Raw genomic sequence first — 22129 nt, 5'->3', positions numbered from 1 at the left:
CGGTGCTCAAGTGCACTTTAAGTCAATTGGAGGATTGCGGCGAGTACGAGCGCGATGATCGGCGGGACGGCCTGGGTGGCGGCGGCGCGGGCCATGCGGCGGTCGGAGGCGAGCAGGACGACGCCCGCGCCGGCCATGCAGGCACAGGCGAAGAGGGCGATCGCGTGGCCCTTGTCACCGCCCCAGATCAGTCCGCCGAGCGCACCGATCGCCAGGAACAGGTTGTAGAAGCCCTGGTTGAAGGCCCACGGCCGGGCGACCTCCACCTCGGCGTCCTTCACCAGGAATCGCCGGTACGTACTCGGCTTGCGGAACAGCACGCTCTCCATCGCGAACACGACCACATGAAAGACACCGGCAAGCGCGACAAAGACCTGAGCAACGACGTTCATCCGCGGAACGTACCGCTAGCTGCGCCAATCCGTCGCGAAGGCGCGCGCTGGGTTGAGCCGGAACACGGCGTCCGCGACGTCCGCGCCGAAGTACCGCGTGATCCGCGGCAGTAGGTGGGTGAGCAGGTACGGCATGCCCGGCCCCTCGCCGGTCGAGGCCCGCGCCCGGGCGCTTGTCGTGTCGCCGCCGAGCAGCAGGCGATCGCCATACCCACCGTCGATCAAAGCGGCCAGGCAGTCCGTCAGCCGCGGGTCGGTCGCGTTGTTGGCTCGCGAAGGCCCATCGAAGGCGAGCCACGCACCCCGCTGCGCCAGCTCGAGATGGACGCGATGGTCCGGAAAGCGGTTCAGATGGCCGAGGATGACCGCGGCCGGATGGACGTCGAGCTCGTCGACGAGCAGGTCCAGTACGGCGTCGGCGGCCGAGCCGAGCTCGTGGTGGATCGCGATCGGCGCATTCGTCGCGTGATGCGCCTCGGCGGCCGCGCGCAGCACCAGTTCGGCGTGCGCGTCGAGGAGGTGGAACCCGCTCGCGACCTTGATGATCCCCGCGCGGACCTGGGTGTCGCCGATCCCGGCCGTCAGTTCGCGGACGAAGATCTCGGCGAGCTGGTCCTGCACCTTGTCGACGAAACCCTCAGGGTAGTGCTCGCGCCGGTGCAGGCCGGTCGCGGCGACGATCGAAACGCCCGTCCGGGTCGAGATCCCGGGCAGCAGCCCGGCGCGCCGATTGAGCCCGTACGGAGTCCACTGCACGATCGCCTGGCCGCCCGCGTCCGCGAACGTACGCACCTCGGCCACCGCGGCCGCCTCGTCATCCAGCGCCTGATCCGCCGGCAACGCGGCCGAACGGAAGAACAAGTGGTCGTGCGAGTCGGTCACGCCCAGCGCACCCGGCACCAGGTCGTTCAGCACCGTACGGATCCGCATCAGCACCTCGTCATCTCACTGTCAGGTCACGGCTCCCAGCACGGGAACCGTAACCTGACAACTGGAGCGTGTCTCCTGATCCCCCGCCGTAGCTCAGGCGGCCTGGCGCCCGGTGGAACGACGCCGGCCGCCACGACGTGCGGGGCGGCGCCCCGGACCTGCGGAGCGTCCGCCGCCTGCGCGGCCCGGCGTCTGCTTGGCGGAGGAGGCCTGCTTGGGCGGCGCCTGCTTGACCGCCGGCTCGACGTACGTCCGGTCGCCGGGGGCGAGCTCGGACAGCAGCGGGTGGTCGGCTCCGACCTTGGTGATCGTCGGGGAGATGCCGGCCTTGCGGGTCAGGTCACGGACGTCGCGGACCTGGTCGTCGGTCATCAGCGTGACGACGGTGCCCTCGGCTCCGGCGCGCGCGGTCCGGCCGGAGCGGTGCAGGTACGCCTTGTGCTCGACCGGCGGGTCGGCGTGGATGACGAGCGTGACCCCGTCGACGTGGATGCCGCGGGCGGCGATGTCGGTCGCCACCAGGGTCCGCGCCGAACCGTCGGAGAACGCCTCGAGGTTGCGCGTGCGCGCGCCCTGCGAGAGGTTGCCGTGCAGCTCGACGGCGGGCACGCCCTGGGCGATCAGCTTCTTGGTGAGTGACTTGGCGCCGTACTTCGTCCTGGTGAACACCAGCGAACGCCCGGGCGCCGCGGTCAGGTCGACGAGCACCGGGAGCCGGGCGTCGGACTGGACCTGCAGGACGTGGTGCGTCATCTGGGAGACCGGTGAACGCGCCGAGTCGACACTGTGCGTGACCGGGTCGGTCATGAACCGGCGGACGAGGACGTCGACACCGGCGTCCAGGGTCGCCGAGAACAGCAGCCGCTGCGCAGTGGCCGGGGTCTGCTCGAGAATCCGGCGGACGGCGGGCAGGAAGCCGAGGTCGGCCATGTGGTCGGCCTCGTCGAGCACGCTGATCTCCACCGAGCCGAGCTTGGCGTGACCGGCCTGCATGTGGTCCTCGAGGCGGCCCGGGCAGGCGACGACGATGTCGGCGCCCTTGCGCAGGCCGTTGATCTGCGGTCCGTGGCCGACGCCGCCGAAGATCGTCATCGAGCGCAGGCCGAGCTGCTCGGCGAGCGGGGTGATCGAGGCCTGGATCTGCGTCACGAGCTCGCGGGTCGGGGCCAGGATCAGCGCACGGGGGTGGTTCGGACGGCGCTTGCCGGCGCCGGCCGCGAGCCGCGCCAGGACCGGCAGTACGAAGGCGTAGGTCTTGCCGGAGCCGGTCCGGCCGCGGCCGAGAACGTCCTTGCCGGCCAGGGAATCCGGCAGCGTGGCCGCCTGGATCGGGAACGGCTTGGTCACGCCGGAGGCAGCCAGGGCAGTGACCAGCGAGGCCGGCACACCGAGCTCGCCGAACGTACGGTTGTCATCGGCAACTGTCTCGACGACGTCGTCGCCGAGCGTTCCCTGATCGTTGCTTGCAGCAACCTCTGCGCGTGGGGCAGCGGACTGCTGGTTGCGCGCGGTGCCGGAGCGGCGCCGGCGGCGCGGCCGTGCGGACCCACCACGCGCGTCGCCCGCTGCGGCGGGGGCGGCGGTGGACCGGCGGTTCTGGGGGGCGGACTGGTTGGGCGTGGTTGTAGACGTGGGGCGGCGGACCGCCATAGAAGTACTCCAAAGTTCGGGGGGTCGTCCTGCCCGGCGCGGCTGGTGGGCCGCGGCGCGTGGTGGTCGACTGCTGGCGCACAGTTACCGTGCGCTCACCGGCCCGAGGCAGAACTGGGCGGGCCGTCACAGACAGTCTACGGCACGGGTGGGTGCGGCTGGTCGAATTGTTCACAGGATGCTCGTCACACGGGTTACGTTCTGCCCGTGACCGAGTTCCGAGTGGATCCGCCGACCGCTGCCGGCGAACGTGAGCTGCTGCAAGGCTTCCTCGACTACCACCGGGGAACCCTGCTCTGGAAAGTGTCCGGGTTGAGCGGTACGCAACTGGTCGAACGGTCGGTCGATCCGTCGACGATGTCGCTGCTCGGGCTGGTCCGGCACCTGAGCGAGGTCGAGAAGTACTGGTTCCATCGCGCTCTGGCCGGCCATGACTCGCCCCCGAAGTACTGGACCGCCGAGCATCCCGACGGCGACTTCGACCTGGCGACACCCGCACAGGCCGAGCAGGACGTCGAGGACTTCCGCAAGATCGTGAAGCTGTCGGACGAGCTCGCCGCGCGGCACGCCCTGGACGACACCTTCATCCGCCCAGGTCACGAGGGGCCGTACTCGGTCCGCTACCTCTACATCCACATGGTCGAGGAGTACGCGCGCCACAACGGCCATGCCGACCTGCTCCGCGAACGGATCGACGGCGCGGTCGGCGAGTAGGTCCTGGCTGCTAGGGCTTGATCGAGTTGATCAGGCTGACGATGTCGCCGGTCACGCCTCTGAAGCCGGGGAGGCGCGAGAGGCGGAGCAGGCGGTCGACGAGCGGTACGGCGCGGTCGATCAGTGTGCGCGTACGACGTACGTCATCGCTCTGGTCGTGCACCCAGAACAGGACGACACCCATCTGGAGGAGCCAGAGCAGCTCGGGGAGCTCGGCCTTCAGGTCGGGCGGGAGCTTCAGGTCGGAGCCGTCGACGACCCGCCGGAAGACCTCGACGCTCGCGTCCCGGGCCGGGTGCGACTCCGCGCTGAACGGCGACAACGGGCTGCGCGGATCGGCGGCCGTCTTGAAGAACGTACCGGCGAACTCGTGGTACGGCGCGGCGACGTCCAGCCATTCCTGCAGTACGCCCCTGAGTCGCGGCACGAACGCCTTCTGACCGGCGAGAACGGACTCGACCGCGTCCCGGTGCTGATCCTGGAGCAGGTCGTAGTACGCCTGCATCAGGTGGTCCTTGGAGCCGTAGTAGTAGTACGCGTTGCCGACCGAGACTCCCGCCTCGTTGGCGATCGCGCGCATCGTCGTGCGCCCGTACCCCTGCTCCCGGAACAACCGCAACGCGGTCGTCAGGATCAGCTCACGCGTCTGCTCACCCTTCGCGGTCGCACCGTCCGTCACACCGGTCAGCGTAATCACCCCCATTCAGTCGCCGCAGCCCCGCCGCCGCCTCCACCATCGCCCGCGCCACGGGCCGCATCATCGGACTCGCCAACCGTACGGCGGTAGGCCTGTGCTCCCCCGTGGCCCACAGGCAAACGATCCACGCGCGGTCGCCGACGTACACCGAGCCGTCGTCCGCAACCACTGTCACGTCGCGCAAGGTGGCCGCATGATCCAGCGCGGGGTAGAGCGCCCGCGCGTTCGCCGACCCCGCCGCGACGAACCGCAGACGCACCACCCCGCCGTACCCGTCCGGCGCCGGGGTCTGCGCGGCCAGCCAATCCTTGAACCGGCGGCACAGGCCACACTCGGCGTCGTACAGAACGGTCAGCTCACGCATGGTCGGCGGGCCAGATCTGTGGCGCGCCTCCCACGAAGCCCGGGCCGTGCACGGTGTCGTTCGGCGGCACCGGCGGCCGGGTCATGGTGTCGAGCCGGCTCCGGGTACGGATCTTGTTGAAGATCCAGACGTTGGTCAGATGCACCACGCCGAGCACGAGCATCACGACGCCGAGCTTCACACTCAGCTGCTCGAACACGCCGCTCGCGTCCTCCACCGGGCTCCCACTGCGCAGGAACAGCGTCACGAACCCGAGGTTGAGCAGGTAGAACCCGACCACGAGCAGCCTGTTCACCGCGTCGGCGAAGTCCTCGTTCCCGCCGAACACGTCGACCAGGAAGATCCGCCCGTTCCGGCTCAGCGTCCGCGCCACCCAGATCGTCAGCGGCACCGCGATCAGCAGGTACAGCAGGTAGGTCGTCACCGTCATGCTCATCATCCACCCCACATCTTGAACACGTTCAAATTCCTTGTGGTCCTGACCGTACGCCGCTCTTTTGAACATGTTCAAGTCGAGGTCCACGTGATCTGGATCTCCCCTGGGGCAGGATGGCGTCATGACGACCTGGGTCTTCGAAGGAACCGTCCTCCCCGCCGGGGACAGCGCCCGCCTGACGTTCGGCCAGGATCCGTCCGGAGAGCAGTTGCCCGGCCGGTACGCCGTACCGGGGCTGGTCGACTCGCATTGCCACCTGACGTTCGACGCGACGGTGAACGGACCGGTCCTGCGTGGCGAGGACTTCGCGGCCGATCGGCTGGCTGAGCTGGCCGGAGCCGGAGTCAGCGCACTCCGGGACGTCGGCGGCAACCGTGACGTCACCCTGCGGCTCGCCCGGGACGCGGATGACGGCCGCCCGCTCGTGCTCGCAGCCGGACGCTTCCTCGCGCCGGCCGGCGCGTACTTCCCACAGGCTTACGAGCCGGTCGCGCCGGAGGACCTGCTCGCCGCGGTCGAGGCCGAGATCGCCGACGGAGCGACCTGGCTCAAGCTGGTCGGCGACTTCCCGGAGGTCGGTCCGGACGGCCCGATCCGGGGCAGCAAGATCAGCCCGACGTACGACCTCGAACTGGTCGCCGCGATGGTCGACCTTGCGCATTCCCGCAACGCCCGCGTCGCGGCGCACGTCAACACCGACCACGTGACCGGGCTGATCCAAGCGGGGATCGACTCGGTCGAACACGGTACGGCGCTCACCGAGCGGGACCTGGAGGCGCTGGGCGCGCGCGGAGGTGCCTGGACTCCGACGCTGTCCGCGTCGGTCAGCCCGAGCCCGAACGAGACTGCTGAACAGAAGGCCCGGCGCGAAGGACGGTCGGCGTACCTCGCCTCGGTCCTCCCACTAGCCGAGCGGTACGGCGTCCGCGTACTGACCGGATCCGATGTGGTTGGTACGGTCGCCGGCGAGATCGACATGCTCGTCAAGCACGGACTGTCGGTCGAGCAGGCCATCACGGCCGCGTCGACCGGCGCGCAGGACTTCCTCGGCCTCACCGGGACCGGCAACCTCGTCACGTACGAGGCGGATCCGCGGGATCATCCCGACGTACTGGCGCGGCCGGCCGCGGTCGTACTCAGCAACCGGCGGATCCGGTGAAGGAGAGGGACCTCGACCGGTGGGTCCAGAAGTACCGGAAGGCGTGGGAGTCCAACGACCGCAAGGACATCGCGGCGCTCTGGACGGCGGAGGCGACCATGTACCGGCGCCCGGACGAGGCGCCGGTGGTCGGCCGGGACGCGATCGTGGACGCCTGGCTCGAGCTCGCGGACGCGCCGGGCGAGACGACGTTCGAGTACGAGGTACTGGGGTTCGGCGACGGCGTGGCGTTCGTCCGCGGCTGGACGACGTACCTGACGAATCCGCCGGGCGAGTTCAGCAACCTGTGGGTGATCCGGATGGAGAAGGACCGCGCCTACGAGTTCACCGAGTGGTGGATGGAGAAGCCGCGGTGAGCTACTGTTCGAGTAGGCACTCAGGGTGCCACCGGTCCGCGGGAAGGGCTCAGCCCACCTGAGGAGCTGCACCCTGTGCACAGTTTGACCTCCTTTCTCGCCTGACGATGCGGACAGCAGGCTCGTAGAGAGGAGGTCGGCCATGCCGACCATGCCGACCCGACGTCTTCCGGACGACCCGAACCTGGACCATCTGCGCGGCCAGGCGAAAGCCCTGCTGAAACAGGTCCGCGGCGGCCAAAGCTCCGCGCTGGCCGACGAGTTCCATCCCGTGCAGAACCTGGCGGACGCGCAGCTCGTGATCGCCCGCAGCTACGGCTTCCCCAGCTGGCCGCGGATCGTGCGGCACGTGGAGCTGGTCGATCACTACAGCCGTTCGCCACACCGGCAGTCCGTCGGTGGACCGCTCGAGACCCCGGAGCAGCGGGCCGACGAGTTCCTCCGGCTGGCGACCCTGCACTACGGGCAGGACGATCCGGCACGGCAGCGATCCGCACGCGAGCTCCTGGAGCGATTCCCAGAGGTTGCCCAGAGCAACATCTACACCCAGGTGGTCGCCGGAGACCTGGACGGGATCGACTTCTCCGCAGCGAGTACCGAGGGCGGACCGTTCCGCTGGGAGCCGCTGCTCTATCTCACCTACAGCCGCCTCGAGGCGCCGCATCAGCTCGAGATCGCGCGCCGGCTGCTCGAGAACGGCGCGGATCCGAACGCCGGCTACCTGTGGCAGGGCATGCCGTCACCGTTCACGGCCATCACCGGCGTCTTCGGCCGCGGCGAGGGTGATCAACCACCGCACCTTCATCGAGTCGAGCTTGCACGGCTGCTGCTCGACGCGGGCGCCGACCCCAACGACAGCCAGACCATGTACAACTGCGGTCCCGGCTGTCCCCCGCCGTACGACGATGTGCATCTGGAACTCCTGCTGGAGTACGGCCTCGGCCGCGGTGACGGAGGCCCGTGGCACGAACGCATGACGACCGCACACCCCACTCCGCAACAATTGCTCGAGGACGAGTTGGTGTTCGCATCCTGGGCCGGTCTGCTGCACCGGGCCGAGCTGGTCCTTGCCCAGGGCACCGATCCGGAGGGCACCGGCACCCGGCACCCGGCGTTCGGCGGCGAACGTCCGTACGAGCTGGCCGCCGTCCAAGGGCATACGGAGATCGCGGAGCTGCTGCGGGCGCGCGGTGCGGCACCGTTGGACGACGTCCACGAGGTGTACGCCGCCGCAATGCGCGGTGAGACACCCGACGTCGACGCCGAGCTGGCCGCCCGTGCGGTGGCGCGCATCAGCCACCTTCCGGTACGCGCCGCCGAGATCGGGAGGACCGAGGCGATGGAGCCGCTGCAACGCTTGGGGTACGACCTCGGCCGGCTGTACGGCAGCACCGCGCCGATCCATCGGGCCGCGCTGAACGGTCACCTGGAGACCGTACGGAAGCTGATCGAGCTCGGCGCCGACCCGGAGCTGCGCGACCTCAACTACCACGGGAACGCGCTGGGCTGGGCCGAACACAACCACCAGGACGCGGTGGCCGACTACCTCAGGGGCTTACCGCGAGGAACAGGAACGCGCTGAACACCGCCAGGTGAACGGCGCCCTGCAACAGGGTCGCCCGGCCGGTCGAGAGCGTGATGATGGCGGTCACGACGGTCAGCGCGAACAGCACCATCTCCTTGCCGCCGAGCCCGAGGACGAGCGGCCCGCTCAGCCAGATCGAGGCGACGGCGATCGCGGGGATGGTCAGGCCGATGCTGGCCAGCGCTGACCCGAGGGCCAGGTTGAGGCTGGTCTGGAGACGGTTCCGCAGTGCTGCGCGTACTGCGGCAACCGTCTCCGGCAGCAGGACGAGCAACGCGATCACGACACCGACCACGGACAACGGCGCGCCGGCCGACTCGACCGCGGACTCCAGCTTCGGCGAGACGGTCTTGGCCAGCCCGACCACCGAGATCAGGCAGACGAACAGCAGTGCGAGGCTGAGGACCGCGGTCTTCGTGCTCGGTGCGGCCGCGTGCTGATCCTCGTCCTCGTCGACATCACTGTCCGGCGCGACGGGCAGGAAGTAGTCCCGATGGCGGATCGTCTGCACGAACACGAACACGCCGTACAGAACCAGCGACGTGACACCGGCGAACGCGAGCTGCGCGGGGCTGAAGCGCGGCCCCTCCGCACTCGTGGTGAAGGTCGGCACCACGAGGCTGAGCGTCACCAGGGCGGTCATCACCGTCAGAGCTGAGTACGACGCCTGGACGCGAAACTCCTGCACGCGGTGCCGCAGCGAGCCGACGACGAGTGCGAGCCCGAGGATGCCGTTGGAGGTGATCATCACGGCGGCGAACACGGTGTCGCGGGCCAGCGAAGCGGCCTTGTCGCCGCCGGACGCCATCAGCGTGACGATGAGTGCAACCTCGATGACTGTCACCGCGAGCGCGAGGATCAACGTACCGAACGGCTCGCCGACCCGATGCGCGACAACCTCGGCGTGGTGCACTGCCGCGATCACCGCAGCGCCGAGCCCCAGACAGACCAGGATCAGCAGAACCGCACCGAGATTGCGATGCCAGGTCGCGGCCAGGACGACGAAGGCGAGCGGCGGCACTGCCAGCGTCCAGCGCGGCAGCTCGTGGATCACAGAGTCGGTCATCCCCGCTCAGCCTATCCGGGGAATCGGCTTGGCATCGGGGGAATCGCGGGTGATGCTTCTCCCAATGACTATCGACATCAGGGACGCCCGGCCCGAGGACTGGACGGCGATCTGGCCGTTCTTCCACGAGATCGTCACGGCGCGCGAGACGTACACGTACGACCCGGATCTCACCTCGGAGCAGGCCGAGGCACTGTGGATGTCGCCGTCGAGTTCTCCGCTGGCGCGGACGACGGTCGCAGTCGATGCCGACGGCACCGTTCTCGGCAGCGCGAACATGTACCCGAACCGCCCCGGCCCGGGCGCGCACGTCTCCAGCGCGAGCTTCATGGTCGACGGCAAGGCCCGCGGTCGCGGCGTCGGCCGGCGGCTCTGCGAGGACATGATCGCCTGGGCCGGACGATCCGGTTTCCGCTCGATCCAGTTCAACGCGGTCGTCGAGACCAACGAACCCGCCGTGCACCTCTGGCAGGCCCTCGGCTTCCGGATTGCCGGCACCGTCCCCGAAACCTTCGACCACCCCAAACTCGGGTACGTCGGCTTGCATGTGATGTACCGTCCGCTTACATGAATCGCGCCCGCCAGATGTGGAAAGCGCTCGAACCGTTTCACGCGATCACGTACTTCGCGCCTGAGACGCGGAAGGCGACCGACGCGCTCGGGCTCAAGGGCGGGTGGATGAGCTACTTCGGCTGCCGTGCTGCTCCGCTCGGGGCGGTCGGACCGGAGATCGTGGCCGCGGTGTTCTACAACTTCCATCCGGCGATGGTCGGGCGCTCACTCCCGGACGCGTGGAGCTACGCGACCCCGGCCCAGCTCCTCGACGCGCGCCTGGCGGCGGTTGACAGCGCCGTACGTCGACTGTTCCCGGACGCCCCGTTCGACCGGGCCGCGGCACTCGCCCGGCAGGCCGCCGAGCTCGCACCGATCGCCGGGCGACCACTCGCCGCGGCGAATGCATCGTTGGAGTGGCCAACTGATCCTGGAACCGCGCTCTGGCAGGCGACCGCAATCCTGCGGGAGTCACGCGGCGACGGGCACGTCGCGGCACTCGTCACCGCCGGCCTCAGTCCCTGTCAGGCGCTCGTGACGATCTCGGCCGCGACTGGTCCTTCGAAGGCCGTCTTCCAGGCCAGCCGGCGGTGGAGCGACGAGGAGTGGGATGCGGCCTCAGACGATCTCCGGACGCGCGGTCTGCTGGACGCCTCCGGAGCCCTCACGCCGGCCGGGCACGCACTGCGGCAGCAGGTCGAGGACACCACGGACGCCCTCGCCGACCAGGCCTGGCAGGCGCTCGGCGACGAGCTGACCACCGAACTGCACGACCTCGTACACCCCTTGAGTGCCGTCCTGATGGCAGACGGCCTGGTCCCACCCGACAACCCCATGGCCATGCGCTGGGACTGACCGATCGCTATGCGCGGGGACTGATCCGATCGGCGAGCGCGCGCAGCGATCGTGCGAGCTCGTCGCCGCTCGGAGCGCTGTCCGGATCGAACATGCGCTGCGCGACGACACCGAGCAGCATCGCCTGGAGCAGTGAGCCGATCGCCTGAATCTCCTCGAGGTCGGCATCCGGGCCGACACCGCCGAACAGTTGCGCGAGCCCTTCGCGCGCCTCGCCCTGCATCTTGGCCAGGTCCGCGACCAGCTCCGGCATGCTCCCCCCGAGACTGAGCACCTCGAACTGAGCGGTCCACAGCGCCCGCATCCGCGGATTCTGCAGGCTCTCGGCGATCTGCCCCCAGGTGCCCACGAACTGCTCGTAAGGCACCCGCGCAGCCGCCCGCCCCGTGCCCGCACCTTCCGCGCCCGCATCAGTCGTACCCGCGTCAGTCGTACTGGCGGCGTCTGTCGTCGTGGCTGCGACCTCGGTCGCCCACTCGTTGATGAGGAGCTCGCGGAGCGCCTCATTCAGCAGGGCGTCCTTCGAACCGAAGTGGTACCCGATCGCCGCCAGGCTGACCCCGGCAGCGGTCGCGATGTCGCGCGCCGTCGTACGGCCGTAGCCCTTCTCCAGCAAACACGACTTCGCACCCTCGACCAGGGCTTCGCGGTTTCCCATGCCCCGCACTCTAACACAACCGTCTCATACATATGTCTTGCACAATCGTCTAAGACCGTCGTACAGTCACCGCATCAACCGAGCTTCCGGAGGGGTGCACGATGACGACGGTTCTGATCTCAGGCGCGAGCGTGGCGGGTCCGGCGCTGGCCTACTGGCTCCAGCGGTACGGGTACGAGACGACCGTGGTCGAGCGGGCGCCGGCGCCCCGTCCCGGCGGCTACGCGGTCGACTTCCGCGGGGCGTCGATGACTGTGCTGGAGCGGATGGGCATCCTGTCCGCGGTCCAGGAGCGTGCCACCCGGATGGGCGCGATGACGTACGTGAACGAGGCCGGCAAGAACACGGCGACGACCTCCGTCGAGGCGTTCAGCGGCGAACTCGAGATCCTTCGCGGCGACCTCGTCGAGATCCTGTACGACCTCACCCGCGACACGACGGAATACGTATTCAACGACTCGATCGCGGAGCTGACGCAGGACGGCTCGGGTGTCGACGTGGTCTTCGACAGCGGTACGCAGCGGCGGTTCGACCTCGTGATCGGCGCGGACGGCCTGCATTCGAACGTACGGCGGCTCGCGTTCGGGCCGGAGTCGTCGTACATCCACGACCTCGGGTACTACGCCTCGGTCTGCACCGTCGAGAACCACCTCGGCCTCGACCACACCGGGCAGATCTTGAACGTACCGGGCAAGACCGTCGGTACGTACAGCGCCCACGACAACACCGAGGCGAAGGCATTGTTCTACTTCACCTCCGATCCGCTGACCTACGACCGGCGCGACGCCGCAGCACAGAAGGCGATCGTCGAGCAGCAGTTCGAGGGGATCGGCTGGGAGGTGCCGCGGCTGCTGGACGGGCTGCGGACCGCGCCGGACTTCTACTTCGACTCGATCAGCCAGATCAAGCTGGACAGCTGGTCACGCGGTCGCGTCGCATTGTGCGGAGACGCCGGGTACTGCGCTTCGCCGCTGTCCGGGATGGGTACGAGCCTCGCGATCGTGGGAGCGTACGTACTGGCCGGCGAGCTGCACGCGGCCGACGGCGATCACGGCGCGGCGTTCGGGCTGTACGACGTACGGATGAGGGACTTCGTGGAGGCGTGCCAGAAGCAGGGCGTCGACGGGGCGAGATGGTTCATCCCGGCGAGCAAGCGATTCACCGTGCTGCGGAACCTGATGTTCCGGATGATGCCCTACCTGCCGTGGCGGAACGTGATCCGCGACATGTCGCTCAAGGTCGGGAACGCGATCGAGCTGAGGGCGTACGCTGCGTCACCGTCCGAAGGCCTGCCTTCGCGGCCCGCAGCACCGCGGCCGTGAGCGCGTCGAGGACGCCGGACTCGAGCTTCCAGTGCTGCCAGTACAGCGGCACGTCGATGTACTTGCCTGGGGCAACCTCTACCAGACGGCCCGCGGCGAGCTCGGGTCCGGCGACCTGATCCTCGATCATCCCCCAGCCGAGCCCGATCCGGACGGCCTCGTGGAACGGGGCCGACGCCGGGATCGCGTGCGACGGCGGATCCAGCTTGCGCCGCGTGACCTTGCGGACCAGTCGGTGCTGCAGCACGTCTTTCTCGTTGAACACCACCATCGGCGCCGCAGCCAGTGCCTCCGGCAACGGTTTGCCGGTCAACCAGCGTTCGGCGTACTCCGGAGTTGCGAGCGGGAGGTAGCGCATCTTGCCGAGCGGTACGACCCGGCAGCCCTGCACCGGCCGCGGGTCGGCGGTGACTGCGGCGAGGACGGTGCCGTTGCGCAGGTACTCGGCCGAGTGCTCCTCATCCTCCTGGTGCACGAGGAATCGCGCGTCGTGCGTACGGGACAGGTCGAGCATCGCGGGCAGAAACCAGTTGTTCAGCGAGTCCGCGTTCACGGCGAGCGGGATGCGTTGCGCATCGATCGTGCCGCGGACGGCCGCGATCGCCTCGAGCTCGAGCAGAGCGACCTGCCGCGCGAGCCGGAGCAGCGCCTCCCCCGCCGCGGTCGCCCGGGCCGGCTTGCCGCGCATCACCACGACCTGACCGAGGCGGCTCTCCAACGCCTTGATCCGTTGACTGACCGCGGACGGCGTCACACTGAGCCGACGCGCAGCCGCGTCGAAGCTGCCCTCGTCGAGGACCGCCACGAACGTCTCGAGCTGCACCGAGTCGAACTGCATGATGAAGCAATCCTAATGGTGCGTCAGAATCTTTAGCTGGTTTGGAGCGGCTCAAGGTCCTTACCGTCGAAGACATGCCCCTCCTCGCCGGCTTCGTCACGTCGCTGTCCCTGATCGTCGCGATCGGCGCCCAGAACGCGTTCGTCCTCCGCCAGGGTCTCCGCCGCGAGCACGTCCTGCCGGTCGTACTGACCTGTGCACTGTCCGACGCAGTACTGATCACGAGCGGCATCGTCGGCCTCGGCGCACTCCTCACCCGCAGCCAACTCGCCCTGGACATCGCGAAGTACGGCGGCGCAGCGTTCCTCTACTCGTACGCTTTCCTCGCCGCCAAGCGCGCATTCAAACCCGGCGCCATCACCCCCGCCGACCACGCTCCCGCGGCGCTCCGCACTGTCGTCCTCGCATGCCTGGGCTTCACGTACCTCAATCCGCACGTCTACCTGGACACCGTCGTACTCCTGGGTTCCCTGGCCAACCAGCAAGGCACCAACAACCGCTGGCTCTACGGCCTAGGCGCCGTAACCGCCAGCTTCACCTGGTTCTTCGCCCTGGGCTTCTTCTCCCGCAACCTAACCCCCCTCTTCGCCCACCCCCGCGCCTGGCGCCTCCTCGACACAGCCATAACCCTCCTAATGACAACCCTCGCCACCTACCTCCTCCTCTGACATCCGGCTCTCCTGACAGATCCGTGGATGCTGATCCCCCTCCCCTCCCCGTCCCCCTCGCCATGGCGCCGAGTCGTGGCGTTTGGCCGGACCCCGGATCGCCGAGTCGTGGATCGAGCCTGCAATCGGTCGCATTTCGCCGCCACAATCCACGACCCGACAAAACGTGAGGCACTACGGCCCACATCCGGCGTCGACAGGTCGAAGGCCCGGCAGGCGCGCGCCCACACCTGCGTCAGAAGAGTGGACATCCGCTGCTCTGGTGGGTTCTTCGCTCGTACACCAGCAGAGAACCCTCAACGCGAGTGGAGATCCACAGGCACACATTCACCTCGCAGCCGATCACTGGCGTCTGTGCGTTGATCACCGTCGAGCTGTCCGCGTGCGGATGGGGCCCGTTGGAGATGGGATTCCCGGCGGGATGGGAGAGGATCAACCCGTGGATGTGACGGTGTTGTGTGATGCGGTGGCGGTTTTTCCTGAGGGGGTGGGGGAGGCTTTTCCTGGGTGGGGGAGTCGGGAGGGGGAATGGGTTCGGCGGGTGGTGCCTGGGAATGTTCGGGGTGGAGCTTCTGCGCCTGGAGCGACCGAGCGTGGGTGGTTGCTGCATTTTCATAGTTACTTGGTGGTGGGGGACGACGGGGTGGTGCTGGTCGATGCGGGGGTTGGGCCGGCGGGTGGGGAGGCGGCTGAGTGGTTGGGGGTGAGTGGGCGGTTGCCTCAGTTGTTGCAGCAGGTGGGTGTGGCGGTGGAGGACGTCGATGCGGTTGTGGTGACGCATGTACATCTGGATCACGTGGGGTGGATGTCCGACGGGGTGCGGCCGGCGTTCCTGCGGGCGGAGTACGTCGTGCAGCGGGACGAGGTTGAGCACACGCGCAGCGGGTCGACGTACGCGAGTCGCATCCGTCCGATCGAGGAGGCCGGCCAGTTGCGAGTGGTCGACGGCGAGACGGCGCTGCGGGGCGTGCGGTTGCTGCCGACGCCGGGTCATACGCCGGGGCATCAGTCCGTGGTGACCGAACGGGCCTTGCTGGGCGGTGACGTGCTGGTGCATCCCGCGCAAGCGCGCTGGCCCGAGCTCACGTACGTCTATGAGCAGGATCCGGCGACGGCCGTGACCTCGCGCCGTGAGGTGCTGGCGTTGGCGGCCACGCTGGGGATCCCGATCGCCGCCGCGCATCCGCACGCCGCGCTGTCGTCAACAGCCGAGCCAGTCACCTCCGCAGGCACCGGCGACGAGATCTGCCCGCCGTACCAGCTCTAATCCGTAAGGACCGGCGAGGCCGTACGTGCTTCAGCGGTAGCCGGTTGTGTCTGCGGGCTTTCCGGCGCTCTCGACCTCGACGATGTACCGCCAGGCGTCCGGGCGACTGCCGTCCAGATCCGTGAAGCCGTAGAGCTGCGCGAGTTCACCGCTCGAGGTCGACTTCCCGTTCCATCGCCGTACGTCGGGATCGGCCGCAAGCGCCGCGACCGCGCGACCGACGTACGACGGGCTCTCGGAGATCGCAAAGTGCGGGACCTGTGCCGTCGCGTCCCGCCAGTTGTCCTCGCGGACGCCGAACCCTTCGAGCATCGCCTCGGACCGCAACCACCCCGGCGACAGCAGTACGGAGGTCGCCTCGTACTTGTCCAACTCGTGCGCCAGCGCGAACGCGATCCGGCCGACCACACCTTTGGCGACGTCGTAGAAGAACGACACCCGGTAGTTGTCCGCGTTGTACTCGTTCGTCCCGTCAGTCATCTCGACCACCAGACCGCCGGGCGACTTGATCAGCAACGGCAGCGCATAGTGCGCGGTGATCGCATGCGTATTCACGCCCAGCTGCAGCAACCGCAACCCGCCGTCGAGGTCGCTCTCCCACACGGTCTTGTCCCACTCGGGCTCACCGTGCTGTCCCCAGATGTCGTTGACCAGTACGTGGAGCGCGCCCTGCTCCTCCTCGATCCGCGCGACGAGCGACTGCACCTGTGCGGGATCCAGATGATCCACCGGTACGGCGATGCCGTGGCCACCGGCCTTGTCGACGAGCTCGGCCGTCTCCTCGATCGTCTCCGGACGATCCATCTCCGACCGCTGCGCCCGAGTGCTACGCCCGGTCACGTACACGGTCGCGCCGGCCGCGCCGAGCTCGACCGCGATTCCACGCCCGGCCGCCCGGGTCGCCCCGGCGACCAACGCCACCTTCCCCGCCAACGACTGCATGCCACGCTCCTTTATCCATACGTTGTACGATTATGTACCATACGGCGTATGGTTAACGTCGGCAAGCGCTCCGGGCGTCCACGCGCGGGGGAGGAGCGGCTCAGCCGGCAGGCGATCCTCACCGCCGCGCTGCGGATCGTCGACGACGAGGGCATCGACGGGCTGACCATGCGGCGACTCGCGGCGACGCTGCAGGTCAACCCGATGTCGCTGTACCACCACCTGCCGAACAAGGCCGCCGTGCTGGCCGGCCTCGCCGAACTCGTGTTCGCCGGACTGGAGTTGCCCGACCCCGGCGACGCGGTGCCCTGGGATGAGCAACTGAAGGCAGCCGCCCGCGCTTACCGAGACGGACTGCGCGCGCACCCGAATCTCGCACTGCAGGTGCTGTCGGACACGTCCGCAGTGTCGGACGTCGTGGTCGTGACGATGGAGCCGTTCTACCGCGCCCTCGACCGCGCCGGGCTGACACCGCGGCAGATCTTCGAAGCCGCGAACACGCTGGTCGACTTCATCCACGGCTTCACTCTCGGCGAGACGTCCGTCCAGGGCGAGACCTTCGAGCTTGCCCCCGACCTGCTGTCCCGGGTGAGCAACCTGCCGGAGGGCAGGGCGCCGATGCTGACCCGGATCGTCAACGAACTGGGCGAGGACGGCCTCGCCTACGACTTCGACAGCGGGTTCGAAGCCGGACTCAACATCCTGGTCGCCGGCCTCGCGCGACAAGCAGACTAGGTTTCAGCCGTCGCCGGACTGCGCGGCGCCGGCAGTGCGGCGGGTACGACGAACGCCGTCAGCAGCACTGGGACAGTCAGCGCCGCGACCAGGATCGACATCGTGAACCACACCGACCCGATCGCGAACCCTCCGTACACCGCGATCGCGGACACCTCGGAGAACAGTCCGGACACCGACGTCACGGTCGCCCGCGCGGGACCGGTGATCGCGTCCTGCAGCCGCGCCTCCGACACCACGATCACCAGTTGCATGACGCCGTACCCGATCGCGATCGGCAGGAACCCCCACGCCGATCCGCTGAGCGCGCCAACGGCGATCAGTACGGCGGTCAGCACCAGACCACTCGCGAACGTTGCTGCGGGCAACTTATATGCCGGACCCGCGAGCGCGCCGCCGATCGCCTGCGCCGCAACGGTTCCCGCGATCAGCAACGGGATCACGCCGGTCGCCGCACCGGTGTCGCGAGCGAGCAACGGGAAGTATTCGTCGAACGCCAGGAACCCGCCCAACAGCGCGACCAGCAGGACAGCCCGCCGTACGAGTCGACTCGTCGTCACCTCGGACACGCCCGCGCGCAACATGTGCAAGTAGCTGCCGACCACCGCCCGCGCGCCCGTGACCTCGGCGACCTCGACTGCACGGGCCTCCGGCAACGACCACGCGACACCGGCCTGCGCAACGCAGCTCAGAACGCTGACCACGCCGGCCAACACGTACCCACCGACGTGGAACAGCGGTGCCGCGAGCGCAGTCGCCGCGAGGTTCATCACGAACGACGCGGAACGGGCGCGACCCAGCAGCGTGGGGTAGTGCGCGGTGCGCTCGCGGGCGGCCAGTTCGTCGTACACGAAGGCCTCGTAGGTACCGGACATCAGCGCCGACGACACGCCCCACAACACGAAGCCGGCCGCGAATCCGGCGTACGACGGCAAGGCGATCCAGACCGCGTACCCGAGACCGCTGAGCAGAGCACCGAGAATCAGCAGCTTGCGCCGCGAGTAGCTGTCCGCCCAGGCGCCGGACGGCACCTCGAACACGAAGCCGGTCGCGGACCAGATCACGAACAACGTCGAGATCTGCGCAGCCGTCAGCCCGTGATCGGTGAACAGCAGCTGATACAGCGGATAGAGCGGGATGAAGTCGTGCAACGCCTCGAAGGCGATGATCCTGGCACTCAACCCGCGGCCGGAGCGTCAAAGGTGCGGTTTCATGCTGTCGACGATACTGCATAAATCAGGCGCGGTTCAGCTGAAATATCCGTCACAGTAGGGCGATGGGAGATGTCAGCGAACGGTTCTGGGCGAAGCTGCCGGACGGCAGCCGGGACGCCCTCGTCAACGGACTGAGCCAGTCCGAGCTGCAGTCCGTCCTGCTGGACGTGACCCGCGAGCGTGCCGCGGCGGTGAAGCCCGCGCGTCTGCTGCAGCGGTGGACGCAGGACCGGTTCGTGGCGCCGTCCGCTGCCGATCCGCGGGAGCTGGTGCAGACACAGCAGCGACTGTGGGGCCTGCTCCCGGACGCCTTCGCGGCGGTTCAGTTGTCGCCGGTCGCGCCGCTGGGGACCTGTTCGGCGATCGCGCCGATCAACCAGCACCAGGTTGTCAGCACGATCCGCGGTACCGAGGTGGCCAGTGATCCCACCAACGAACTGGCGATCGAGGCCGCCGTACGACGGCGTGCCGGGCAGGACCGCGTACACCTGGCGGCCTGTCAGCGCGTGGTCCGCGCGCAACCCTTCGACGGTCCGGGGATGTCCGCGCATTTCGAGCTGTTCGCGCTGGTGTCGAGCGCGCGCGACACCGGTTCGTGCCGGACTGAGACGGAGTTGCTGATCGAGCACCTGCGGTTCTGGCACGCCGTACTGGGCGACAAGGCCGAGCTCACGTTCACCGCGTTCAAAGAGTCCGCACTGCGGGAGCGGATCGAGGACACTGTCCGTCCCGCGCTCGGCGTCCCGTTCACCGAGGACACCGAGCGCACCAAGAGCGCGAACTACTACGCCGGTACGGGGCTCGGCATCGCCCGTGACGGCGAAGGACTCGGCGACGGCGGCTTCACCACGTGGACCGCCGACCTGCTCGGCGACGCGAAGGAGCGCTGCCTGACGTCCTGCATCTCGACCGAACGCCTCACGGCTATCGGAGCTTGAGCAGGCCCGCATCCGTCGCGCGAAAGCCGCAGGCATCGAGGTAGAACGTGGTCAGGTGCGGCTCGAAGTCGACATGCAGCCATTCGCACCCGGCCTTGCGAGCCTCCTCGGCGGCGGTCAGTACGAGGTGCTTGCCGATGCCGCGCCGGCCGTGGTCCGGGTGTACTGCGGTGTCGAGCACGAATGCGTGCGCACCACCGTCCCAGCACACCTGCACGAACCCGACCAGCTGATCGTTGCTAAAGGCACCGACCCAGGTCAGCGCCCACCGCTCCAGCCGTTCCGCCCACGGCTCCACCTCCAGCTCGCCCTCGAACGCGGCCGCATGCAACGCCGACAGCTCCCGATCGTCCACCGCGAACCGCACGACGTACTTCACAGCACCCCCACCGCGGCTTCGAGCCGGGCGTTCCACGCCGCGCCGTCGCCGTCGGGCAGGTCGGACAAACTCAGATAGCCCTGCACCATCACCGAAGGCAGCACCGTGGCGAGCCCGTCCACCGCGCCGTACGCCTCCAACGCCTCCGCCCACCGTGCCGGCTCCACGGACGACACCAGGAACCAGCCGAGATCCAGTACGCCGGGAGCCGCCGACACGTCCTCCCAGTCGAGGAACGCGACCTCGCCGCCTGGCCCGGTCCGCAGGTTCTGCGCGGAGGCGTCGCCGTGCGCCAAAGTCAGTACGCCGGCGGACGCGACCGCCACGTCGACCTCCTGGACCCGCCCGACGAGGCTCGCGCCGAAGTCCCGGACCGGCGCGCTCAGGTCGTGGCGCTCGGCCAGCGCGGGCCAGGTGGAGTCGTACAGCTCCGCGATCAGGTCCTCGCCGGCTCCGATCGGCCGCAGCCACGGCCACCGCTCGAGCGCTGCACCCGCCCAGCGATCGTGGAGGCCTCGAAGCGCGCGGGCGCCGGCCGCCGGTTCCGCGCCGGGCGTCCACGCGGACAGGTCCTCGAGCTCGAGCAGCGTCCCGTCGGGACCGGCCTCCGCCCGATAGCACTCCGGCACGCGAACGCCGACGTACGGCGCGACCTCGCGATAGAAGCGCACCTCGGATTCGAACATCTTCAGGACATCCGGGATCGACCCCGGTACTGCAGGCGCCCGGCGCTTCAGGTGAGTCACCAGGTCAGGCTAGAGACATCGCCCGCCCGGTGGGACCGATTTTTCTAGGCGACGAGCGTGTACGCCACGGCGGTGGCGGAGTAGGCGCGCGGGCCGGACGGGATGCGCCGCGCGGAGCCGTCCTCGACGCGGATCGCCGCGGTCTGGAGGCGAACCGGGAGCGTGGACCGGACCGCGGTCGTCAGGTCGAACTGCACCTCGGTCAGCAGGTCGGTGAGCTCGAGCTCGAGCGCCCGGCAGATCGCGGCCAGGATCTCCGACGACGGCTCCTTGCGGCCGCGCTCGATCTCGGACAGGTACGGCACCGACACCTGGGCCAGCTCGGCGAGCTCACGCAGCGTGATGCCCCGCTCGCGCCGCAGCCGACGGAACACGTTTCCGATCACCTGGCGTAGCAACACGTCTGGCCCTCCTCGCTCCGGATGTCCTGTACCGAGTGTGCCACCCCGGACCGGTCCGCCGCCCCGGATCTGCCCTGAGCAGACGTTCTGCCCTGCGCAGAATCAGCGCTCGAGGGCGTTCCGGAGGTCGGTCGTCAGGTCCTCGGCGTCCTCCAGACCAAGGCTCAGGCGTAGTAGGGCGTCGGTCGGCTTGGCCTCGGATGCGACCAGGCGATGGGTAAGCGCGGCCGGGTGCTGGATGAGGGTGTCCACGCCGCCCAGTGAGACTGCGTGGGTGATGAGCTTCAGGCTGCTCGCCACTCGGGCCGCCGCCTCGAAACCGCCCGTGAGCGTGAACGCGAGCACCGCTCCGGGGCCCGCCTGCTGGCGACCGATCAGCCCGGCCGGGTCGTTCAGGCCCGGGTAGTACACCCGTTCGACGGTCGGTTGCGCGGAGAGCCAGTCCGCGACCTTGATGGCGGTCGCCTGCTGCGCCCGTACTCGCAGTGGCAGCGTCTGCAGTCCCCGGTGCAGTTCGTACGCCGCCAGCGGGTGCAGCAGGCCACCTGTCACAGCGCGGATCTGCCGGAGCCGGCCGACCCACTCCACGCCGGCCGCGACGACGCCACCCATAACGTCGCCATGGCCGCCGAGGTACTTGGTTGCCGAGTGCAACACCAGGCTCGCCCCGTGGGTGGCCGGCTGCTGCAGCACCGGGGTGGCGAAGGTGTTGTCCACAAGCAGCGGTACGTCGCCGGCCGCGTTCGCGACGTACCGGATGTCGACGAGGTCGACGGTCGGGTTGGCCGGCGTCTCGACGATCACCAGGCCGGTGTCCGGGCGGATCGCGGCGGCGACCTCGCTCGGTTCGGCGTACGTGACAGTTGTCCCCAGGAGGCCTGTGGACAACAAGTGGTCGGTGCCGCCGTACAGGGGCCGTACGGCGACCACGTGTGGACGGCCCGCGGTGACGGACGCGAGCAGGCACGCGGTCAAAGCGGCCATGCCGGAGCCGAAGGCGACCGCGCCGTCGGTCTGCTCGAGTTCGGCGAGCGCGTCTTCGAAGCGGGCGACGTTCGGGTTCCACAGGCGCTGGTAGACGAGGCTCCCGCCGTCCGGGCCGCGGCCCTGCGCGAGTTCGTCGTACGACGCGCCGCCGGCGTCGACGCCCGGCAGCGGGTACGTGGTGGACAGGTCGATCGGCGGGACGTGGACGCCGAGGGCGGCCAGGTCGTCGCGTCCGGCGTGCACGGCACGGGTGTCCAGCATCGTCGCCTCCCTGTGGA

Annotated in this window: 26 protein-coding genes; 11 read left to right on the top strand and 15 right to left on the bottom strand. The window is 68.9% G+C overall.

Features of this window, described 5'->3' with window-relative positions; all coding sequences use genetic code 11:
* Positions 1-17 precede the first annotated feature (17 nt).
* The 3 genes from ACGFI6_RS11355 to ACGFI6_RS11345 all read right to left on the bottom strand — a co-directional run bounded on the left by ACGFI6_RS11355 (position 18) and on the right by ACGFI6_RS11345 (position 2972).
* Complete coding sequence (locus ACGFI6_RS11355) at positions 18-392, bottom strand: DUF1304 domain-containing protein (protein WP_393117349.1); 375 nt, start codon at positions 390-392, stop codon at positions 18-20.
* A gap of 15 nt (positions 393-407) precedes the next feature.
* Complete coding sequence (locus ACGFI6_RS11350; RefSeq protein ID WP_393117347.1) at positions 408-1322, bottom strand: phosphotriesterase; 915 nt, start codon at positions 1320-1322, stop codon at positions 408-410.
* A 93-nt stretch (positions 1323-1415) separates the two neighbouring features.
* Complete coding sequence (locus ACGFI6_RS11345) at positions 1416-2972, bottom strand: DEAD/DEAH box helicase (RefSeq protein WP_393117345.1); 1557 nt, start codon at positions 2970-2972, stop codon at positions 1416-1418.
* Positions 2973-3179: 207 nt separating this feature from the next.
* Between ACGFI6_RS11345 and ACGFI6_RS11340 the strand changes: the two genes are divergently transcribed.
* Positions 3180-3686, top strand: coding sequence for a DinB family protein (locus ACGFI6_RS11340; RefSeq protein ID WP_393117343.1), 507 nt, complete (start codon positions 3180-3182; stop codon positions 3684-3686).
* 10 nt (positions 3687-3696) lie between these two features.
* On the opposite strand, the gene ACGFI6_RS11335 is transcribed toward ACGFI6_RS11340, so the two are convergent.
* From ACGFI6_RS11335 to ACGFI6_RS11325, 3 genes are read right to left on the bottom strand one after another with little or no spacing between them, the layout of a single operon-like run.
* Positions 3697-4365: a TetR family transcriptional regulator gene (locus tag ACGFI6_RS11335; RefSeq protein ID WP_393117341.1), complete on the bottom strand. Its 669-nt coding sequence runs from the start codon at positions 4363-4365 to the stop codon at positions 3697-3699.
* Entirely contained in the window at positions 4337-4747 is a 411-nt protein-coding gene (locus tag ACGFI6_RS11330) for a thiol-disulfide oxidoreductase DCC family protein (protein ID WP_393117339.1), read from the bottom strand. The genes ACGFI6_RS11335 and ACGFI6_RS11330 overlap by 29 nt, the downstream gene beginning before the upstream one ends.
* Positions 4740-5177 carry a hypothetical protein gene (locus ACGFI6_RS11325; RefSeq protein ID WP_393117338.1) on the bottom strand — a complete coding sequence of 146 codons (438 nt, stop codon included), beginning with the start codon at positions 5175-5177 and terminating at the stop codon, positions 4740-4742. Before ACGFI6_RS11325 ends, ACGFI6_RS11330 begins: the two co-directional genes overlap by 8 nt.
* A gap of 127 nt (positions 5178-5304) precedes the next feature.
* Here ACGFI6_RS11325 and ACGFI6_RS11320 point away from each other — a divergent pair, with 127 nt between their 5' ends.
* From ACGFI6_RS11320 to ACGFI6_RS11310, 3 genes are all read left to right on the top strand, one after another.
* Positions 5305-6342 carry an amidohydrolase family protein gene (locus tag ACGFI6_RS11320; protein WP_393117336.1) on the top strand — a complete coding sequence of 346 codons (1038 nt, stop codon included), beginning with the start codon at positions 5305-5307 and terminating at the stop codon, positions 6340-6342.
* Positions 6339-6698: a YybH family protein gene (locus ACGFI6_RS11315; protein ID WP_393117334.1), complete on the top strand. Its 360-nt coding sequence runs from the start codon at positions 6339-6341 to the stop codon at positions 6696-6698. The genes ACGFI6_RS11320 and ACGFI6_RS11315 overlap by 4 nt, the downstream gene beginning before the upstream one ends.
* A 142-nt stretch (positions 6699-6840) precedes the next feature.
* Positions 6841-8280 carry an ankyrin repeat domain-containing protein gene (locus tag ACGFI6_RS11310; RefSeq protein ID WP_393117332.1) on the top strand — a complete coding sequence of 480 codons (1440 nt, stop codon included), beginning with the start codon at positions 6841-6843 and terminating at the stop codon, positions 8278-8280.
* On the opposite strand, the gene ACGFI6_RS11305 is transcribed toward ACGFI6_RS11310, so the two are convergent.
* The gene (locus tag ACGFI6_RS11305) at positions 8246-9349 is read right to left on the bottom strand and encodes a calcium:proton antiporter (protein ID WP_393117331.1); all 1104 of its coding nucleotides are present in this window, start codon (positions 9347-9349) and stop codon (positions 8246-8248) included. The two genes, ACGFI6_RS11310 and ACGFI6_RS11305, sit on opposite strands and share 35 nt — an antisense overlap.
* 64 nt (positions 9350-9413) lie before the next feature.
* Here ACGFI6_RS11305 and ACGFI6_RS11300 point away from each other — a divergent pair, with 64 nt between their 5' ends.
* Both ACGFI6_RS11300 and ACGFI6_RS11295 read left to right on the top strand, forming a co-directional pair.
* The gene (locus ACGFI6_RS11300; protein WP_393117329.1) at positions 9414-9920 is read left to right on the top strand and encodes a GNAT family N-acetyltransferase; all 507 of its coding nucleotides are present in this window, start codon (positions 9414-9416) and stop codon (positions 9918-9920) included.
* Entirely contained in the window at positions 9917-10756 is an 840-nt protein-coding gene (locus ACGFI6_RS11295) for a hypothetical protein (protein WP_393117327.1), read from the top strand. The genes ACGFI6_RS11300 and ACGFI6_RS11295 overlap by 4 nt, the downstream gene beginning before the upstream one ends.
* A 7-nt stretch (positions 10757-10763) precedes the next feature.
* On the opposite strand, the gene ACGFI6_RS11290 is transcribed toward ACGFI6_RS11295, so the two are convergent.
* Positions 10764-11414 carry a TetR/AcrR family transcriptional regulator gene (locus ACGFI6_RS11290; RefSeq protein WP_393117325.1) on the bottom strand — a complete coding sequence of 217 codons (651 nt, stop codon included), beginning with the start codon at positions 11412-11414 and terminating at the stop codon, positions 10764-10766.
* A 101-nt stretch (positions 11415-11515) separates the two neighbouring features.
* Here ACGFI6_RS11290 and ACGFI6_RS11285 point away from each other — a divergent pair, with 101 nt between their 5' ends.
* Entirely contained in the window at positions 11516-12736 is a 1221-nt protein-coding gene (locus ACGFI6_RS11285; RefSeq protein ID WP_393117323.1) for an FAD-dependent monooxygenase, read from the top strand.
* On the opposite strand, the gene ACGFI6_RS11280 is transcribed toward ACGFI6_RS11285, so the two are convergent.
* Positions 12648-13574: a LysR family transcriptional regulator ArgP gene (locus ACGFI6_RS11280; protein ID WP_393117321.1), complete on the bottom strand. Its 927-nt coding sequence runs from the start codon at positions 13572-13574 to the stop codon at positions 12648-12650. The two genes, ACGFI6_RS11285 and ACGFI6_RS11280, sit on opposite strands and share 89 nt — an antisense overlap.
* Positions 13575-13648: 74 nt before the next feature.
* Between ACGFI6_RS11280 and ACGFI6_RS11275 the strand changes: the two genes are divergently transcribed.
* Both ACGFI6_RS11275 and ACGFI6_RS11270 read left to right on the top strand, forming a co-directional pair.
* The gene (locus ACGFI6_RS11275; RefSeq protein WP_393117320.1) at positions 13649-14242 is read left to right on the top strand and encodes a LysE/ArgO family amino acid transporter; all 594 of its coding nucleotides are present in this window, start codon (positions 13649-13651) and stop codon (positions 14240-14242) included.
* 388 nt (positions 14243-14630) lie between these two features.
* Positions 14631-15509, top strand: coding sequence for an MBL fold metallo-hydrolase (locus ACGFI6_RS11270; RefSeq protein WP_393118112.1), 879 nt, complete (start codon positions 14631-14633; stop codon positions 15507-15509).
* A 30-nt stretch (positions 15510-15539) separates the two neighbouring features.
* Here ACGFI6_RS11270 and ACGFI6_RS11265 read toward each other — a convergent pair whose 3' ends face one another.
* Entirely contained in the window at positions 15540-16451 is a 912-nt protein-coding gene (locus ACGFI6_RS11265; protein ID WP_393117318.1) for an SDR family oxidoreductase, read from the bottom strand.
* Between the two features lie 48 nt (positions 16452-16499).
* Between ACGFI6_RS11265 and ACGFI6_RS11260 the strand changes: the two genes are divergently transcribed.
* Complete coding sequence (locus ACGFI6_RS11260) at positions 16500-17186, top strand: TetR/AcrR family transcriptional regulator (RefSeq protein ID WP_393117316.1); 687 nt, start codon at positions 16500-16502, stop codon at positions 17184-17186.
* On the opposite strand, the gene ACGFI6_RS11255 is transcribed toward ACGFI6_RS11260, so the two are convergent.
* Positions 17183-18367, bottom strand: a complete 1185-nt coding sequence (locus tag ACGFI6_RS11255; RefSeq protein WP_393117314.1) for an MFS transporter — start codon at positions 18365-18367, stop codon at positions 17183-17185. The genes ACGFI6_RS11260 and ACGFI6_RS11255 overlap by 4 nt on opposite strands.
* Positions 18368-18462: 95 nt before the next feature.
* On the opposite strand from ACGFI6_RS11255, the gene ACGFI6_RS11250 reads away from it, so the two are divergent.
* Positions 18463-19338: a hypothetical protein gene (locus ACGFI6_RS11250; protein WP_393117312.1), complete on the top strand. Its 876-nt coding sequence runs from the start codon at positions 18463-18465 to the stop codon at positions 19336-19338.
* Here the strand turns inward: ACGFI6_RS11250 and ACGFI6_RS11245 are convergent.
* The 4 genes from ACGFI6_RS11245 to ACGFI6_RS11230 form a co-directional block, all read right to left on the bottom strand.
* Positions 19325-19717, bottom strand: coding sequence for a GNAT family N-acetyltransferase (locus tag ACGFI6_RS11245; RefSeq protein WP_393117310.1), 393 nt, complete (start codon positions 19715-19717; stop codon positions 19325-19327). The genes ACGFI6_RS11250 and ACGFI6_RS11245 overlap by 14 nt on opposite strands.
* The gene (locus ACGFI6_RS11240) at positions 19714-20463 is read right to left on the bottom strand and encodes a phosphotransferase family protein (protein ID WP_393117308.1); all 750 of its coding nucleotides are present in this window, start codon (positions 20461-20463) and stop codon (positions 19714-19716) included. Before ACGFI6_RS11240 ends, ACGFI6_RS11245 begins: the two co-directional genes overlap by 4 nt.
* Before the next feature lie 44 nt (positions 20464-20507).
* The gene (locus ACGFI6_RS11235; protein WP_393117306.1) at positions 20508-20864 is read right to left on the bottom strand and encodes a helix-turn-helix domain-containing protein; all 357 of its coding nucleotides are present in this window, start codon (positions 20862-20864) and stop codon (positions 20508-20510) included.
* Between the two features lie 102 nt (positions 20865-20966).
* Positions 20967-22112, bottom strand: a complete 1146-nt coding sequence (locus ACGFI6_RS11230) for a trans-sulfuration enzyme family protein (protein ID WP_393117304.1) — start codon at positions 22110-22112, stop codon at positions 20967-20969.
* Positions 22113-22129: the final 17 nt, after the last annotated feature.

Source organism: Kribbella sp. NPDC048928, assembly GCF_043197975.1.
In the GTDB taxonomy this organism is placed as follows: Bacteria; Actinomycetota; Actinomycetes; order Propionibacteriales; family Kribbellaceae; genus Kribbella.
Note: the sequence above shows the minus strand (reverse complement) of the source record. Positions and strands in the feature narration are given on the sequence as shown.

Bases quoted from the DNA above. Each gene is read 5' to 3' on its own strand.
- ACGFI6_RS11355 (WP_393117349.1), bottom strand. From the start codon at position 392: ATGAACGTCGTTGCTCAGGTCTTTGTCGCGCTTGCCGGTGTCTTTCAT.
- ACGFI6_RS11350 (WP_393117347.1), bottom strand. From the start codon at position 1,322: ATGCGGATCCGTACGGTGCTGAACGACCTGGTGCCGGGTGCGCTGGGC.
- ACGFI6_RS11345 (WP_393117345.1), bottom strand. From the start codon at position 2,972: ATGGCGGTCCGCCGCCCCACGTCTACAACCACGCCCAACCAGTCCGCC.
- ACGFI6_RS11330 (WP_393117339.1), bottom strand. From the start codon at position 4,747: ATGCGTGAGCTGACCGTTCTGTACGACGCCGAGTGTGGCCTGTGCCGC.
- ACGFI6_RS11325 (WP_393117338.1), bottom strand. From the start codon at position 5,177: ATGACGGTGACGACCTACCTGCTGTACCTGCTGATCGCGGTGCCGCTG.
- ACGFI6_RS11320 (WP_393117336.1), top strand. From the start codon at position 5,305: ATGACGACCTGGGTCTTCGAAGGAACCGTCCTCCCCGCCGGGGACAGC.
- ACGFI6_RS11310 (WP_393117332.1), top strand. From the start codon at position 6,841: ATGCCGACCATGCCGACCCGACGTCTTCCGGACGACCCGAACCTGGAC.
- ACGFI6_RS11305 (WP_393117331.1), bottom strand. From the start codon at position 9,349: ATGACCGACTCTGTGATCCACGAGCTGCCGCGCTGGACGCTGGCAGTG.
- ACGFI6_RS11300 (WP_393117329.1), top strand. From the start codon at position 9,414: ATGACTATCGACATCAGGGACGCCCGGCCCGAGGACTGGACGGCGATC.
- ACGFI6_RS11295 (WP_393117327.1), top strand. From the start codon at position 9,917: ATGAATCGCGCCCGCCAGATGTGGAAAGCGCTCGAACCGTTTCACGCG.
- ACGFI6_RS11290 (WP_393117325.1), bottom strand. From the start codon at position 11,414: ATGGGAAACCGCGAAGCCCTGGTCGAGGGTGCGAAGTCGTGTTTGCTG.
- ACGFI6_RS11285 (WP_393117323.1), top strand. From the start codon at position 11,516: ATGACGACGGTTCTGATCTCAGGCGCGAGCGTGGCGGGTCCGGCGCTG.
- ACGFI6_RS11280 (WP_393117321.1), bottom strand. From the start codon at position 13,574: ATGCAGTTCGACTCGGTGCAGCTCGAGACGTTCGTGGCGGTCCTCGAC.
- ACGFI6_RS11275 (WP_393117320.1), top strand. From the start codon at position 13,649: ATGCCCCTCCTCGCCGGCTTCGTCACGTCGCTGTCCCTGATCGTCGCG.
- ACGFI6_RS11270 (WP_393118112.1), top strand. From the start codon at position 14,631: ATGGGGCCCGTTGGAGATGGGATTCCCGGCGGGATGGGAGAGGATCAA.
- ACGFI6_RS11265 (WP_393117318.1), bottom strand. From the start codon at position 16,451: ATGCAGTCGTTGGCGGGGAAGGTGGCGTTGGTCGCCGGGGCGACCCGG.
- ACGFI6_RS11260 (WP_393117316.1), top strand. From the start codon at position 16,500: ATGGTTAACGTCGGCAAGCGCTCCGGGCGTCCACGCGCGGGGGAGGAG.
- ACGFI6_RS11250 (WP_393117312.1), top strand. From the start codon at position 18,463: ATGGGAGATGTCAGCGAACGGTTCTGGGCGAAGCTGCCGGACGGCAGC.
- ACGFI6_RS11230 (WP_393117304.1), bottom strand. From the start codon at position 22,112: ATGCTGGACACCCGTGCCGTGCACGCCGGACGCGACGACCTGGCCGCC.